Below are 14859 nucleotides of genomic sequence, written 5' to 3'. Positions count from 1 at the left end.
GAGGCTACCACGTGGCATTTAACTTTGGAACACAGTACGACGGCAGCGGCAATATAATTCGAGTGGGGGCATACGGCAAGACAACGCCGTTTCTGATGACTAACAGCAATTTAGGGCTGTACGATTTTTGGGCTGAGTGCCTTCGCGCAATAATGGAGGACGGCATAGTTAAAACGTCCTGGACTAACATCCTGTCTAAGCCGAGTACCCTGGCAGGTTTTGGTATAACGAATGCCGTAGCTGCGTCTGATGTTGTCACCACAGCTACAGCAAATAAGTTATTACGTCTTAACTCCGAAGCTAAACTTCCCGCAAGTATCACAGGAGATGCAACTACTCTTGGTACGATACCAATTACGAACTTTCCCCGAATGTCGCAAGGGATTGGTAGCAGCATTACCGACTTTAACGATCTGCCTGCCCTATTTGCGTTTATACCAGGTTATATGGGCGCAGTAAAAAATTTTTCCATAGTAGTATCTAGTGGCACGGCTATAACTAACGCCCCATACTCATCGGGTATTTGGGGATATTTAAGTGTAACTGGAGTTTATAATAGTGCTTCTTCTGGTTGGATTTTTCTAAGATTCAGAGATACCTCTAATCGGATATATGAAAGACAATGGGTAAATGGGACATGGGGAGTTTGGCACGAGATTGCTAAATCAAGCGGAGCTATTTTTACCGGAGCCGTGAGAGTATCAAATACAAGCCCCTCGTTTGACTTAGTTAAAACAAATGCCTCGACTGATAATAAATATTGGGGAGCAGTGGTGGGTGATAATTCTATAGCTTTTAGGGTGTTAAATGATAACTACAGTTCAGCTACCACCTTCATGGGGGTTTACCGCTCAGGAATGACAATTGATACTGTATCATTTCCGAATGGGAATGTAGTAATTGGAGGAATACCTCTTCTTTATAAAAGCAATACTCAAGCTTGGCCTTATGTCCCGCATGTTGGGAATACAGGGGTTTTGGACATTGGAAAATATTTGGACTTTCACGACACATCAGCAGACGGTCTTGATTATGCTACAAGATTAGCTTGCGCTCCATCTGGAAAACTTGGCTTGGGAGGTGTACCTAGTAGTTCAATACCAAGTCAATTTCAGGTGTATACTGGAGGAGCAGGCAATAGTGGAATATCTGTTCATGCAACTGTTACAGGCGTTAGAAATGGCTATCTTTTTGGTTCTGGTACTGCGGGATATTTGGATTTTGATTCAACAATTACCGGAGGAGTCAGGCTCTCATCTTTTGGGCCACTTATATTTGGTGGCAACACTAATGCAATATATGGGGAGAGTTCCTTCACTGAGCAAATGAGAATTACGGTTGGAGGATTTTTGGGATTAGGCACAAATGATCCACTAGCTACTTTTCATGTTTCAAGGCCAGCAAATCCTGTCTCTATCTTGGGTGAAAGAAATGCCCTTATAACATCTGCCGCCCCACGTGCCACAGGGATACAGCTAAGAGGTGGCAGCGCGTCTAATGCAAACGCAAGACTACCCTACGGAACTATAATAAGTTATGCTTCTGATTCTACTGCCGGAGCAGAAAAGGGGGGATTATTGTTCGAGATAGGTGAGGGAAATAATTCTGTTACAAAAATGTATCTAGATTATAAAGGGTTTTATCCCAGTGTAAATAATACAGATGCGCTTGGATTAGTAACTAATAGATGGGCTTCTGTATATTCAAGTGTCTACTATGCGAGAACATTAGGCACTACTTCTATGGCATTAGAGAGGGCAGAGATACTAAATGGAAATCAAAGAGTAGGAGCAATATTGTTTAGGGGAGGTAACAGCTCAAATCAAATCGCAAACTTAGATTACGCTTTAGCATCAGGTTTTTGCGAAACTGCAACAGCAGGTTCAGAAGTAGGTGGATTTTTGGTTGCAACAAGAAACGCCGCAGGAAATCTACTTGATAGGTTATATGTAAACCATCAAGGCATTAGGCCAGCAAGTGATAATAATTTTAGTTGCGGACAGTCTAATTTTAGGTGGTCTACCCTATTTACAGATCATGGGAGATTTACGGGATTAATCAAGTTAGGGCCAAATGCTAATACAGCAACAAATGATACTTACATGCTGTGGATAAATCGCGCAGGGTCTCCTTATATGATAGGTTTAGAGAGAACAAGTACACTATCCAGTGGGGCGGCTGCGGCAGGGATTACTTTTCATGGAGGGAATGCGAGTTCTGCTTCTGCAAATATCGCATATGGCACAATTAATGCTTATGCCCAAACTGCGACAGCAGGAAGCGAAATTGGAGCATTTGGGATAGGGACATATGCAGGTGGAGGTATTGCTACAAGGTGCTATATAGATGTTAATGGCATTCGACCTGGTAACAATAATGCATATCTTTTAGGAGCTAGTAGTTATAGATGGTCTGAGTCGCATATACAAAAGGAATATGTTTATGACATAGTAAGCGTTGGAACATTATCCCCAGCATTTAATGCTTCTGATTACGGAACGTTAATTCTAAATGGTTCCACTGGAGGATACTTAGGGTTTACTCAAAATAATACTATAATTGGCAGAATATCAGCAAATTCTAATGGTATGTATATTGGTAATAATTTGGACCTTCCTATAAATTTCAGAAGGAATAATATAGACAGATGTTTTATAGATTCAGGTGCTTTTGCGCCATCTGTTGATAATAATTTTGCCCTTGGCGGTTCAGGCTTGAGGTGGTCACAAATCTTTGCCGCTAGTGCAACCATTAATACCTCCGATGAAAGATCGAAAACTGACATAAAAGATTTAGATTTAGGACTGGATTTTGTTAACTCCCTTCGTCCAGTAGAATTTAAGTACAAAGTCAGACAAAACGAATTATCCCAGGTTGAAGACGGAACTGAAACAGTAGAAGTAGAACCAGAACGTACTGAAACTAGAGTAGTCACCCCTGCAAAATATGAGACTGTCATTATAGAACCAGCCAAATATGAAACTGTTGTTATCCAATCGGAGGAACTGGACGAAGAAGGAAATGTAATTACTGAAGCTGTAACCGAAGAACGACTAGTAAAAGAAGCTGTCACAGAAGAAAAACTTGTATCCGAAGAAATAACAGAAGAAGTTATTATTCCGGCAGTTACTAAGGAACAGCCTAAGTACAAAGAAGTAATAACTCCACTTCCCGGTAAGCGCCCTCACGCCGGTTTGATCGCGCAGGAAGTAGAGGAAGTCCTGGGCGAAAGGGATATTGGATTATTTACGATCGGAGAAGATGGCTCACACGGTCTGCGCTATACAGAGTTTATCGGCCCGCTGATAAAGGCAGTGCAGGAGCTATCGGCCAAAGTAGATCAGCAAGCGGCTGAAATAGCCGAATTAAAGAATCAAACCGCATAAGCGGTTATTTTAATTTAAGGGAGGATTTTTTATCATGGACAAAATCATGCAATTAAAATCAGAGGCGTTTGACATTAGGAGAGAACAGGAACGCTTAAATGAGCAAATTAATCAATTAGAGCAACTTAGGCAGCAAAAAGTGCAAGAAATGTGGATAGCGGAACAGCAACTGACAAAACAACAGCAGGGACAGTCAGGGCAGGTAGAGCAAATTTTTCAGCAAGTACGCGAACACCGAGGATTTACGCCTGATCAGGTCAAGGACGCAGCAAATCGCTAAGGCGGTTATTTAAATTGAGCAGGGCATTATTATGACTAGGCAAAATCTATCCGAAACAAAAGTAAACATTAAAAAAATATTGAGTAGTCACATCAAGTGCGAGGAGGGAATACCGTCATGATTATGAGTAATTCTCTTTCGGGGTATAGCGTTTATCGCAACAAACTAAAAAGACTATTCCGATAAAGGAATATCTCCGACCACTTAAGATAATTAATAGAAATAAAGGTATCTTAATGTGGGGACGTGATTAATGATCGTAATTAATACAATTCAACACGCATTTAAAGACCTGTATTTCCCTAAGAATTATTGGAAAAGTTGACATTCGTATTTACCTATGATATTAGTAAACATGAAGAACGGTTTTTGAGTAGTGTGCTCTAATTCTTTTAACCGCACAATTTGAAGCTGAAGGGAAACAGGATTTAAAGAGAACCACTTTTGTTTTTTCAGAAAATGGGGAATTAAGTTTGAGAATGCCTGATGAAGCTATGGGAATGCACATGAACGCCATTACTATTGGGGGATAGAGGACGAAAGCGTAGTCAAATATAAAGTTTTAGAAATATTACAAAGACAAAATCCGTCATTAACGATACACAATTTGTACGTTATGGATAATGTTTAGAGGCATTAAGCCTCTTTTTTTATTTTAGTCGTAAGATTATGACGTGTGAAACAGCCGCTAATAGGCGGTTGTTTTTTTATGGGGTGGGGCAATGGAAGCAATACAAGTCATATCATTAATACCATATATCATACAAAACCCGAACTTAATCGGGTTTATTTTATTTGTCATATGTTTTCTGCCGCTGCTGGCTTATGTTGTCCGCAAGGCGGACAAGCAGGCTGACCGGCAGCAGGAGTTTTTTAACAAGTCAATGGATGATGCCAAAGTTAGAGAAGAACGGCTGGGCGATTTAGTGAACAATACGCTTGCTAAGCAGACGGAAGCCCTAAACAACATCAATAATACGATGGTCTGCCTAAATCAGAATGTCGGCGAAATCAAGGAGCGAGTGGATGATATTGAAGATCGTATTGGATCTGAAAAGGAGCGCGCATCATGAAAATTACAATTAACGGAGGCCACTGCCCTGGATTAGATTCCGGGGCAGTAGGGGCAACTGGCCTGCAGGAGGCCGTTGTTGTTAAGGGCGTTATGCAGCGGGTGGCCGGGTATCTAAGGGATATTGGTGCCGTAGTGCTGGAAGTACAGAAAAACGAACTGTATCAAATCACAGATACATCTAACCGGTTCGGCGCTGATTTATTTGTTAGCATTCATTGCAATGCAGCGGTAAATCGGGCGGCGCAGGGGACCGAAACCTATTGTTATTCGCTTGGCGGGCAAGGGGAGAAACTGGCAGGATGCATACAGCGGCAGATAGTCAATAGCCTTGGTACTGTTGACCGGGGAGTTAAAACGGCCGGATTTTATGTGCTGAAAAATACTGATTGTCCTGCGGTATTGGTCGAATTGGCATTTATCTCAAACCCGGAGGATGAGGTATTATTGGCCGATGCCGGTAAACGAGATGAGTTTGCCCGGGCGATAGCCAGGGGAATAACTGATTATTTGGCAGGGGTGTCGTAATGATTGTTTTGCAATCCTTACTGGGGAATTAGATGATTTTTTGGCTGCTGTAATACCCGGTTTCCGGTTCGAAAAACAAGTCTGTCCAAAACCATACCATATGGTTTTGGACAGACTTGTTTTTTTATGTAGGCTCACTTGGCCGACAGAATCCCGGGCTTTTCCAGCGTCCGATGACCTGCTTAGGTGAGGGAGATTCGACGGTCGTCGCTACAGGCAGTACCGTTTTTGAAATTCTCTGGCGTGTTCTAATGTCATCAGCGCGGTTTCGGTTGTGTTGGACAGCTTGACTAAGTAGGTTTTGGCTCCCCAGGGGGCCAGTTCCAACACCATATCGGAATTGATGATAAACCCTTTGTGACAGCGGAAAAACTTGTATTTTTCCAAGCGTTGTTCTAACAAGTGCAAAGGATCGTTGGTCTGAATAGTCAGGCCATCGGTCGTATAGATTGTGGTTTTACGTTCGTTGCGGGTAATTAAGATGATATCATGCACATTGACAAAGACGCTTTTCTCATTGGTTGAAATTTTAAGCTTGGGATTTTTTCGGCCATACAGCGTTTCCGCCCGTTTTAAAAATTCAATTTTTTCCCGCTCTTCCTTCAATTCCTTTATCCGCTTTATTGTTCGATGCAGCCGGTTCAGATCAAACGGCTTCACAATGTAATCAAAGGCATAGACATCAAAAGCCTCATGGGTAAAACAATCATAAGCAGTAACAAAGATGAGAAATATCCTGGGATTGAAGGCGAAAATTTCTTTCGATGCTTCGACGCCATTGATCCCCGGCATATTAATATCTAAAAACACAGCCTCCGGATTCAATTGTTCAACAAGCTCAATCAACTGTCTGCCATTTTCGGTCTTGCCAATAATCTCTACGCCGTCAATTCTTTCTATTACACGTGTTAAAAGGAGCCGCATTGCAGAATCATCTTCAGAAATAATGACTTTTAACATAATAAAAACCTTCTTATCCTCAGCCATATTTATGTCTTGCCAGAGTTTCGACAACAGGAGAAATCGGGGCAGCGAATGCCAACTCTGCATTCTGCCTGTAGAGCCAAAGTGTAAAGACAGGTATTGTATTCTTATTGCTGCAATTTTATTTCTATACATAATAATAAATTAATATTTTTCGGCTGTAAACATGTTTGTCCCGAAAGTCTGTTTATAGTGTCTAAAAGGGTTATTTTTTATCCCGAAGATTTCAATAACTGCTTTTCTTTCCCGATTTGATATGACTTACGGTACCGGCTTGCAGTCCGGCTTGTTCCGCCGGTATCGTTATCCTAAAGCAAGTGCCGTTACGGTCACTGGTAACCTGGATATTGCCGTGATATTTATACACAAGTTTTTTTATGCTGTAAAGCCCCAAACCTCTTTCTTTTCCTTTAGTCGAAAATCCCGCCTGGAATATTTTACCGGATATGTCGGGCAAAATGGTTGCTCCGAGATTTCTAACTTCGAAAATATAATCTTTAGCGTTCTGCAGAATGAAAACCTCAACTATCCGCTCCGGGGCAGAGCATTCTTGTGCTGCCTCAAGAGCATTGTCAATTAAATTGCCGAGAACCAGGTTGATATCTCTTGTGTCCATAGACAATTTTCGCAGGCTGGTCTGAACCGTAACGTGCAAATTGATTTTTCGCGCATCTGCTAACCCGGTCTTGGCGTACAACAGGGCTGTAATCCCCAGGTTATCGGTTTTTATCATTTCCGAGGCAGCCGTTACTTCGGAGACGCTCTTTTTCAAATAGTCTTGCGCCGCCTGGAACTCTTCTACTTCCAACAATCCATAAACGACCTGCAGTTCCTGCCTGAAATTGTGGCGTTGTTCCCGCATGGTAAGCAGTAATTCTTTTACTTTTCCCAGCGTATCCAGTTGGGTTTGTGACTCAATTTGATGTTTCAGTTGAAGGACCAGCCGGTTAATCACAGTTATAGTGAAAACAGGTAAAAGAATGTTTACTATGATGAAATATAAATAGAAATAATCAGGCGCAAAAAGTTCTCTAAATCGAACAATATACTGACAAAAGAAAAAAACAATGATTACGCTTTGTGAAAACAACAATCCGAACACCGGAATAAATATATTGCTTTGTATCGTTTCCGGGTTCTCGGCTAACCGAGGAAAGGGACATATCGCAATCATTAAGATCAGCATAGCTTCCAGAAAAGAATTAATAAAGATCATTAAGACATTACCCTGCAGCACTTTTTTACCTCCCTTCAGAATATTTACGGTAGCATGCTGTTTAGGCAATGAAAAGCTTAATTCATGTAAAATAATATATTATTTTACAATATATGTCAATAATTTACGCGGCCGGCGGAATTTGTAAAGGCTGGAACCGCTTGGCATACCGGTCTTGGACAAGACAGCAAACTGCCGTTTTAGGCAAGAATAGCGCCATTTAAGACAGAAGGTATGGAATTCAGTAAAAACTCTGTGTTATAAAAGAAGCAGGCAGGAACTGGTAATATGCCGGTTTGCCGCCGACGATAACCGTGCTGTCTGGAATTGGCCGGAAGGACGGATTTTGGGCAAAGGAGAGTGGAAGTGTTTTACAGACCGGCAGGCGGCATGGCTGCCGTCATTGGACTGAATGATGGAAAGCATCCGGCGCCTGCTGGCAATAGACGGAATGAAATTTGAAGAAATAGGGGCGGGGGCGGTTTTAACCGGCCCGGTTCAACGGATCAACCGGTAAATCAACTCTGAAAACGAAATCAAAAGGGAAGTGAGAAAATGGACGAAAACACATTAATTGAGGCAATTGCAAAATCTCTGGGCATATCAAGTCGTGAAATGACGGCTGCTACATCTTTGACGAACGAGATAGGCGTTGATTCAATTGAAATGGTAAAGCTCTGCCGTGATTTAAGAAAAACATTTCACTGCGATTTGGAATTCTGCGAAGTTAAGGAAGCTGATACAATCGAAAACCTACTGATCCATCTGTCAGAGAAGAGCCGGGCATCTTAGACAATCGTATGTAACAGCCGGGCAATGGTATCGTCAGCAGAGGAGGAAAGACGGCGTATGAAAAAAAGGGTGGCTGAGAACAAACGGGTTGTTATCACCGGGGTAGGAATTATTTCCCCAATTGGCATTGGCAAGGAAGTATTCTGGAAAAATTGTGTCAGAGGGAAATCAGGTGTGAAAGGAATTGAGCAATTTCCGGTCGAGCAATTTAAATCGAAAATATGTGCGGCTGTTGAAGATTTTGAGCCGCGGGAATTTAAATTAAAAGAAAATCAGCTGGCGAGATTAGACCGCTATGCTCAATTTGCCCTGGCTGCGGCTAAAATGGCCATACAGGATTCCAAACTTGACAGGAATGAACTTGACTGCCGCCGGGCGGGCGTCAGCATCGCCAATGCAATAACCGGTACAACCTCCATGGAACAGGAATTTTTAAAGAGGACGGAACAGTGCACCGAGGCGTTTGACGTAGCTTGGACAAGCAAGGCGTTATATCAGGCATTTACTTATAGTACGGCGTCTCTTGAAGTGGCCGCTGAATTTAAACTGAGAGGCGCGTGTCCGACCTTACCGACAGGTTGCGCCGCCGGTCTGGATGCGATCGGCTTTAGTTTCGATTTGATCAGAAGCGGATATGCGGACGTCATGATTACTGGAGCAGCAGAGGCCCCTCTATGTCCGGTAACGCTTGCCGCTTTTGATATTTTGGGCGCTGTATCAGCCAAAAGAAACAGTACGCCTGAAAAAGCCTCACGGCCCTTTGACAAAGAACGTGACGGCTTTGTTTTAGGTGAAGGAGGCGGAATTCTTGTTTTGGAAGAACGGGAACACGCTATAAAAAGAAGAGCGCCAATTTTAGCTGAGATCTATGGATATGGTTCAACTTGTAATGCCTACCATATGACCGAACTGCTGCCGGACGGAGAAGATCTGGCAAGGGCGCTGGAAATTGCTTTGGCGGATGCGGGAGTAAGGCCCGAACAGATTGATTACATTAATTCACATGGCAGTTCAACTCCGCAGAATGATGTTAATGGAACAGCTGCATATAAAGCCGTGCTGGGGAAAAGAGCCTATGAGGTGCCTGTCAGTTCCTTGAAATCTATGCATGGGCATGCTTTGGCGGCGGCAAGTGCAATGGAAGTTGTTGCTTGTGTGCAATCACTGGTCAACAAAGAAATTCATCCGACGATTAATTACGAGTATCCTGACAGCCGGTGCGATCTGAATTATGTACCGAACCAAAGCGTAAAACCTAAAAATCTGAACTTGATTCTAAAAGATGCCAGCGGCTTTTCTGGAATACACAGCGCGCTGGTGCTTGGAACCGAAGCCCCCCGGGGAGGCCTACAATGAACGCGAAACAAGTAGTCATTACCGGTTTGGGTGTTATTGCGCCGAATGGCATTGGCAAAAATCAGGTATGGGAAAATTCTGTGGCCGGAAAGAATTATATACAGCAGATCACTAAATTTGCTGTACAGGACTGGCCTGCGCAAATGGCCGGTGAAGTAAGGGGATTTGCGGAAACGGATTTTATTTCTTCCCGTCAAGCCCACAAATTGGACGTATTCACAAAATACGCAATTGCCGCCAGCGATTTGGCGATCAAAGATAGTGATATCAAGCTGAATCAAATGAATGCGGATCGAATCGGCGTCTATATCGGAAATTGCTTTGGCGGATGGACTTTTAACGATCCTCAGCTGAGGCTGCTGCATACAAATGGAATTGACGATTTCAGCCCTTTTGTAGGAACGGCATGGTTCCCGGCAGCGCCGCAAGGTGAAATTACGATCAAAAACAAGCTGAGAGGTCACAGTAAAACCTTTGATTCCGGAAGAGCCAGCGGACTGACCGCGATTGGCTATGGGGCAAGAGCCGTTTTGCAGGGACGGGCGGATATTATTTTGGCGGGCGGTACTGAAGGGTTAATCAATCCCTTTACGTTTGCCGCACTTTGCACGGAAGGCATTGAAGAACCCCGGCACAGAATTGCGGAAAGTGGCGTCTATCAGCCCTTTGACCGGCGAAGAAACGGATGGGTTCCCGGCGAGGGAGCAGCGATTTTGGTACTGGAAGAATACGAACATGCAAAACGGCGAGAAGCAAAAATATACGGAGAGATCAAAGGGTTTAGCGATAGCACAGTCGCCTGCCATCCCCGTTTTCTTTCCGGTCAGGAATTGGGGCTTGATTATACGATGACTGAGGCGTTGGCTGATGCGGATTTAAGCCAGCAGCAGATTGATTTAATCATTGCTGACGGTTTGGGAACAGAGCTAGGCGATTTATGGGAGTACCGGGCGGTTAAGAAAAGCCTGGACAAGGTGTATTCCACAGTTCCGGTTACTGTCCCTAAAACGATGACCGGCAATTTATACGGAGCAGCCGGGGCTTTGGATGCATTTTGGGCAGCTATGTCCATAGAAAATAATACCGTTTTACCGACACTTAACTATGAAGTAGCCGATCCCTTAATTGAATTGAATATTGTCCATGAAACGCAAAGAGAACGGACAATTAATAATGTAATGATTAATGGACGCGGCAATGGCGGAATTTGTGCAAGCCTGGTCATCGGGTCAGTCGCTGCAATGCAGTAAAGAAACAAAGGACAGGGGACAAAGCTATGAATACTTGCCGCATCGTTGATTTAAGTGTCGCAATTGATGTAAATGACTGGGAGCCTAATCCGGTAAAATGTGAAATTGTGGGTCATAAAGAAGGCGCCGACCTGCTGGGGGAAAATTTGATTTATATGCGTGGTACCAACTGGTTCTTAACCTTGGTGGAACGTTTCAAACACGTTGTCGGCCGGGGACTGAGCCACAAGCATTTCCCGGAAGAAAAAGGCTTATCATTATTTACTTATAAACTTACTACCCACACAGGCACGCATCTTGATGCTCCCTATCATTTCGGCGATACAGATTCTGCCGGAAAAAAAGCCAAAACGATAACAGATATTCCGTTGGAATGGTGCTTTGGAAATGGTGTATTGTTGGATTTTGGAGCTTTGACGGCAAAGGAGCCGGTTTCAAAAGCGGAGGTTATTGCAAAACTTAAGGCAATAAATTATCAAATTCAACCGTTTGATATTGTATTGCTGAAAACCGGGGGCGATCAATATGCAGGTACGCCGCAATATTTCGCCAGTTTTCGGGGCGTGAGCGCCGAAGCCACAGAATATTTTATTGACTGTGGCGTAAAGATTATCGGCATTGACAGTTTTGGGTTTGATCCGCCTTTTCAGCGAATGATCGGCAATTACCTGCGGGACAAGGATGTAAAGCACTTATGGCCGGCTCATTTTTTAGGCCGAAAAAAAGAATATTGCCATATAGAACGTCTCGCCAACTTAGATAAAATACAAAACCCGACAGGGTTTAAGGTATGCTGCTTTCCGATTAAATTAACTGGCAGCGATGCAAGCTGGTGCAGGGTAGTTGCGCTTGAATAACTCGAGTTTAGGAGGAGCGAGAATGAGTACAAAAGAGATTGTGGTCAAAGTAACTTCGAATACCGGCACCTGCAAGGCCGGGCATAAAACAGGCGATATATTTAAAGTTACGCCCGCTGATTCAGGGGGACTCTGCGGCGCGGCTTATCACACGATATTTCCGATTGTCGCGGCATTGGCCTGGGACGGAGTTTTGCCTCTGGATAATCCGGACAAGATAGAAACTTGCTGCCCGGATGTGAAGAATTTGGTCAGTTTCGAAATTATCCGTCAGGATATTGCCAAGTAAGCGGGTTCACTGGTTAATAGAGGATTTGGAAAGGAGCTTGAGACAGTGAAAAAAACAGCATTGGTTACAGGAGCGGGCAGAGGCATTGGTAAATCAATCGCTTTACAATTGGCGAAAGACGGCTTTCAGGTTGTTTTGGTGGCAAGAACGGCAGCGCAACTGGAAGCGGCGGCTAAGGAAATAGCTGGTTTTGACGGGCATTCGGCCTGGTTTGTCTGTGATATTTCCAGACAGGAAGCGGTAGAGGCGATGATGGGCCAGGTAATGAAAGACGTGGCGAAAATTGATGTACTGGTTAACTGCGCCGGGCGAAGCGGCGGCGGCAAAACAGCGGAAATGGACGATACGCTTTGGCATGATATCATCAACACCAACTTAAACAGTGTTTACTATGTATCAAAAGCCGTATTGAACCAAGGCAATTTAACCGCCGGCGGCGCGATTATCAACATCGCGTCCACCGGTGGCAAACAGGGGGTGCCTTTTGGCTCGGCCTATAGCGCTTCTAAGGCGGGGGTTATTGCGTTTTCGAAGGCGCTGGGAAAGGAACTGGCTAAAACCGGAATAACAGTCAATGCCGTATGTCCTGGCTATGTTGAAAGCGATATGGCGCAGAAAGTCAGAGAAGCCAGCAGTAAACTGCTGAACATTCCGCCGGAAGAGGTGAAAAAGAAATTTGAAAGCATGATCCCTATCGGCAGATATATCGTTCCTGATGAAGTCGCCGCAATGGTCTCTTTTTTGGCCTCGGACAAGGCCAGGGGTATTACCGTCCAGGCGATCAATGTCTGCGGAGGGCTGGGCAGCTTTTAAAACAGCTTGTAAAAGGAGTGAGATCCGGATGGGAAAAGAAAAGCGGCAACAGGTAAAGAGCTTCGAAGTTATAAATTATATTGTCTCTGCCGAATGGCTTCCGGTCGAGGATGAGGAAGGGCATGTGATGGGGGTGCAAAAACGGGAGGGAGCAGCGAAATTTATGGATGGCGAAACTGCGCAATACTCTTTTGTAGGAACTTTCGATATCCCCAATGGCCGGGAGGGAACGGCAAATGGGTATACCAGGCTGGAGTTTGAAGACAAATCCTTGATAATAATTTCCTGGCAGTCCGCCCTGCCGTGGCAAAATGGAAAACTGCCTGTCAATAAAGGATGCGGAACACTGGTCAAAGGAACCGGCCGTTTTGCAGGTATCCGGGGCGAGTCGGTCTTTAGCGGCAGGCAGCTAAAAGCTGCGGCTGAAGATCCCCGGGGGACGGCCATTGCCAATGTTACAATTACCTATGCTCTTCCTTAGTGCCAGCCGCAAGCAGCGCTATAAACGCTTGTGCAGGCTTCTGCTATCGATTGTCCTGCCCGGCTGCCGTCAGGGAAAAAAGGAGTGTTTGCTGTGAGAGTATTTCATCAAATAACAGCCGTCATTGCGCTGTTGACTATTTGCACCTTTCTGCTGTCCAGCGTAACAGCAGAACTGATTGGCGAACCGGCATTAATTGCCGGAGTAAAAAAATTGATTGTTTATGGTTTGTCCATAGTACTAATTTGTATGCCCTTGCTGGTGGCTTCCGGGAGGAAGCTGGCGGCTTATTATCCCGGTCAGCCCTTGATTGAGGCAAAAACCAGGCGCATGAAATGGATTGGTGTCAACGGGATTGTTTTCCTGACGCCATTGGCTTTTATCCTGGACTATTTTGCCCAAAATGCGCAGTTTGATCTGAGTTTTTTTGCTTTTCAAATTTTGGAAATTGTTTGCGGAGGAGTGAATATCTTTCTGTTCAGTCACATGTTCATGGATGGCAAGCAGATCAGCCGGAGCAAAATTACACTTGAAAGTTAGCGGGCGGGAAGAGAAAAAATTGTAAGCGGAGGTATTGAATTTATGGAAATCACCCTTCATTCGATCGAAATCAGCGCATCTGTAGACAGAGTTTACGATATATGCGCCAATGTAGCAAAATGGCCTGAGTATTTTCCTCCATGTAAAAAAGCCGAAATTATATCTGAGCGCGACAATCTTCAGGTTATCGCAATAACGGCCGAGTCCAATGAGACGGAATTTAGCTGGCAGTCAGAACGAAGGTTGTATCCGGATATTTATCGCATTGATTTTGAGCAGTCCAAGCCAAGCCCGCTAGTAAAGTACATGCAGGGCCGCTGGAACATGTTTACCCTTAATCAAGGAGCCTTGCTGGTGCTGGAACACAGGTTTGAACCTAAGGACACTGTCGCAGGAGTTGTCGATGAGGTTCAAAACGCAACAGATGCAATACAGTTTATGCACCGCACCATTGAAGATAACAGTACCAAAGAATTGAAGGCCATAAAAAAGCTCTTGGAAAGCGAGCATTTAGGCCGGACGGAGGCGGTATTTTCGTCGGGAATTGAAATCAGGTCAACGGCCAGACAAGTCTTTGACCTGCTGTATCAGGTGCAGGAATGGCCTCAGGTACTGCCGCATTGTAAAAAAATTGAACTTCTCTATGAAGACGGACATAATCAGGAATTTGAGATGACGGTTGTAGGCGTAGGGGAAAAGTTGGAGGTCATGAGGTCGATCCGTCATGGCTACGCCAATCGGATGATTGAATATTTTCAGCCGTCGTTGCCGCCGGCTCTGCAACGGCATGAAGGTCGATGGGTTATTACCGATAAAAAGAATGGAGTATATCTTGAATCCTGGCACAGGATCGCTCTTGCGGAAGAGGGCGTCCGAAAACTATGGGGCGGGATCAAACCGGAAGAGGCTTTGACGCTTGTTCAACAAGCGATTGAGAAAAACAGTATGATTACGATGCAGACGGTAAAGGCATATTTGGAGAAGGTATAATATGCACAGCAGGTGCAGGGCCAAA

The 14859-nt window shown here is 44.3% G+C and carries 15 protein-coding genes; 13 read left to right on the top strand and 2 right to left on the bottom strand.

Features of this window, described 5'->3' with window-relative positions; genetic code table 11:
- Nucleotides 1–11 precede the first annotated feature (11 nt).
- The 4 genes from BLR06_RS05890 (at nt 12) to BLR06_RS05875 (ending at nt 5266) form a co-directional block, all read left to right on the top strand.
- Nucleotides 12–3386 (top strand): tail fiber domain-containing protein, encoded by a 3375-nt coding sequence (locus BLR06_RS05890; RefSeq protein ID WP_092069547.1) that lies wholly within the window; start codon nt 12–14, stop codon nt 3384–3386.
- A gap of 34 nt (nt 3387–3420) precedes the next feature.
- Nucleotides 3421–3666 carry a hypothetical protein gene (locus BLR06_RS05885; RefSeq protein ID WP_092069544.1) on the top strand — a complete coding sequence of 82 codons (246 nt, stop codon included), beginning with the start codon at nt 3421–3423 and terminating at the stop codon, nt 3664–3666.
- A 722-nt stretch (nt 3667–4388) separates the two neighbouring features.
- Entirely contained in the window at nt 4389–4739 is a 351-nt protein-coding gene (locus tag BLR06_RS05880; RefSeq protein WP_092069541.1) for a hypothetical protein, read from the top strand.
- Nucleotides 4736–5266, top strand: coding sequence for an N-acetylmuramoyl-L-alanine amidase family protein (locus BLR06_RS05875; RefSeq protein ID WP_092069538.1), 531 nt, complete (start codon nt 4736–4738; stop codon nt 5264–5266). Before BLR06_RS05880 ends, BLR06_RS05875 begins: the two co-directional genes overlap by 4 nt.
- Before the next feature lie 210 nt (nt 5267–5476).
- Here the strand turns inward: BLR06_RS05875 and BLR06_RS05870 are convergent, their stop codons facing one another.
- Complete coding sequence (locus BLR06_RS05870) at nt 5477–6226, bottom strand: LytR/AlgR family response regulator transcription factor (protein ID WP_092069935.1); 750 nt, start codon at nt 6224–6226, stop codon at nt 5477–5479.
- Nucleotides 6227–6476: 250 nt separating this feature from the next.
- On the bottom strand, nt 6477–7487 hold the full coding sequence (locus BLR06_RS05865) for a sensor histidine kinase (protein WP_092069534.1): 1011 nt from the start codon (nt 7485–7487) through the stop codon (nt 6477–6479).
- A 534-nt stretch (nt 7488–8021) separates the two neighbouring features.
- On the opposite strand from BLR06_RS05865, the gene BLR06_RS05860 reads away from it, so the two are divergent.
- From BLR06_RS05860 to denF, 9 genes are all read left to right on the top strand, one after another.
- A complete protein-coding gene (locus tag BLR06_RS05860) occupies nt 8022–8258 on the top strand; it encodes an acyl carrier protein (RefSeq protein ID WP_092069531.1) in 237 nt (78 codons plus the stop codon).
- A 57-nt stretch (nt 8259–8315) separates the two neighbouring features.
- The gene (locus BLR06_RS05855) at nt 8316–9614 is read left to right on the top strand and encodes a beta-ketoacyl-[acyl-carrier-protein] synthase family protein (RefSeq protein WP_092069528.1); all 1299 of its coding nucleotides are present in this window, start codon (nt 8316–8318) and stop codon (nt 9612–9614) included.
- Nucleotides 9611–10864 carry a dendrubin biosynthesis beta-ketoacyl-ACP synthase DenB gene (denB, locus tag BLR06_RS05850; protein ID WP_092069525.1) on the top strand — a complete coding sequence of 418 codons (1254 nt, stop codon included), beginning with the start codon at nt 9611–9613 and terminating at the stop codon, nt 10862–10864. Before BLR06_RS05855 ends, denB begins: the two co-directional genes overlap by 4 nt.
- A 26-nt stretch (nt 10865–10890) precedes the next feature.
- Entirely contained in the window at nt 10891–11721 is an 831-nt protein-coding gene (locus tag BLR06_RS05845; RefSeq protein ID WP_092069522.1) for a cyclase family protein, read from the top strand.
- 22 nt (nt 11722–11743) lie between these two features.
- Nucleotides 11744–12010, top strand: a complete 267-nt coding sequence (locus BLR06_RS05840) for a TIGR04076 family protein (RefSeq protein WP_092069519.1) — start codon at nt 11744–11746, stop codon at nt 12008–12010.
- Nucleotides 12011–12055: 45 nt separating this feature from the next.
- A complete protein-coding gene (locus BLR06_RS05835) occupies nt 12056–12823 on the top strand; it encodes an SDR family NAD(P)-dependent oxidoreductase (protein ID WP_092069516.1) in 768 nt (255 codons plus the stop codon).
- Nucleotides 12824–12851: 28 nt separating this feature from the next.
- The gene (locus BLR06_RS05830; RefSeq protein ID WP_092069513.1) at nt 12852–13304 is read left to right on the top strand and encodes a hypothetical protein; all 453 of its coding nucleotides are present in this window, start codon (nt 12852–12854) and stop codon (nt 13302–13304) included.
- Between the two features lie 93 nt (nt 13305–13397).
- Nucleotides 13398–13844 carry a hypothetical protein gene (locus BLR06_RS05825; protein WP_092069510.1) on the top strand — a complete coding sequence of 149 codons (447 nt, stop codon included), beginning with the start codon at nt 13398–13400 and terminating at the stop codon, nt 13842–13844.
- 42 nt (nt 13845–13886) lie between these two features.
- Entirely contained in the window at nt 13887–14834 is a 948-nt protein-coding gene (denF, locus tag BLR06_RS05820; RefSeq protein WP_092069508.1) for a dendrubin biosynthesis cyclase DenF, read from the top strand.
- The last annotated feature ends 25 nt before the right edge of the window (nt 14835–14859 follow it).

Origin of the sequence: Dendrosporobacter quercicolus (assembly GCF_900104455.1) — a bacterium.
Lineage (GTDB): Bacteria > Bacillota > Negativicutes > DSM-1736 > Dendrosporobacteraceae > Dendrosporobacter > Dendrosporobacter quercicolus.
The sequence above is the reverse complement of the archived record's forward strand: the minus strand, read 5'-3'. Positions and strand labels throughout refer to the sequence as shown.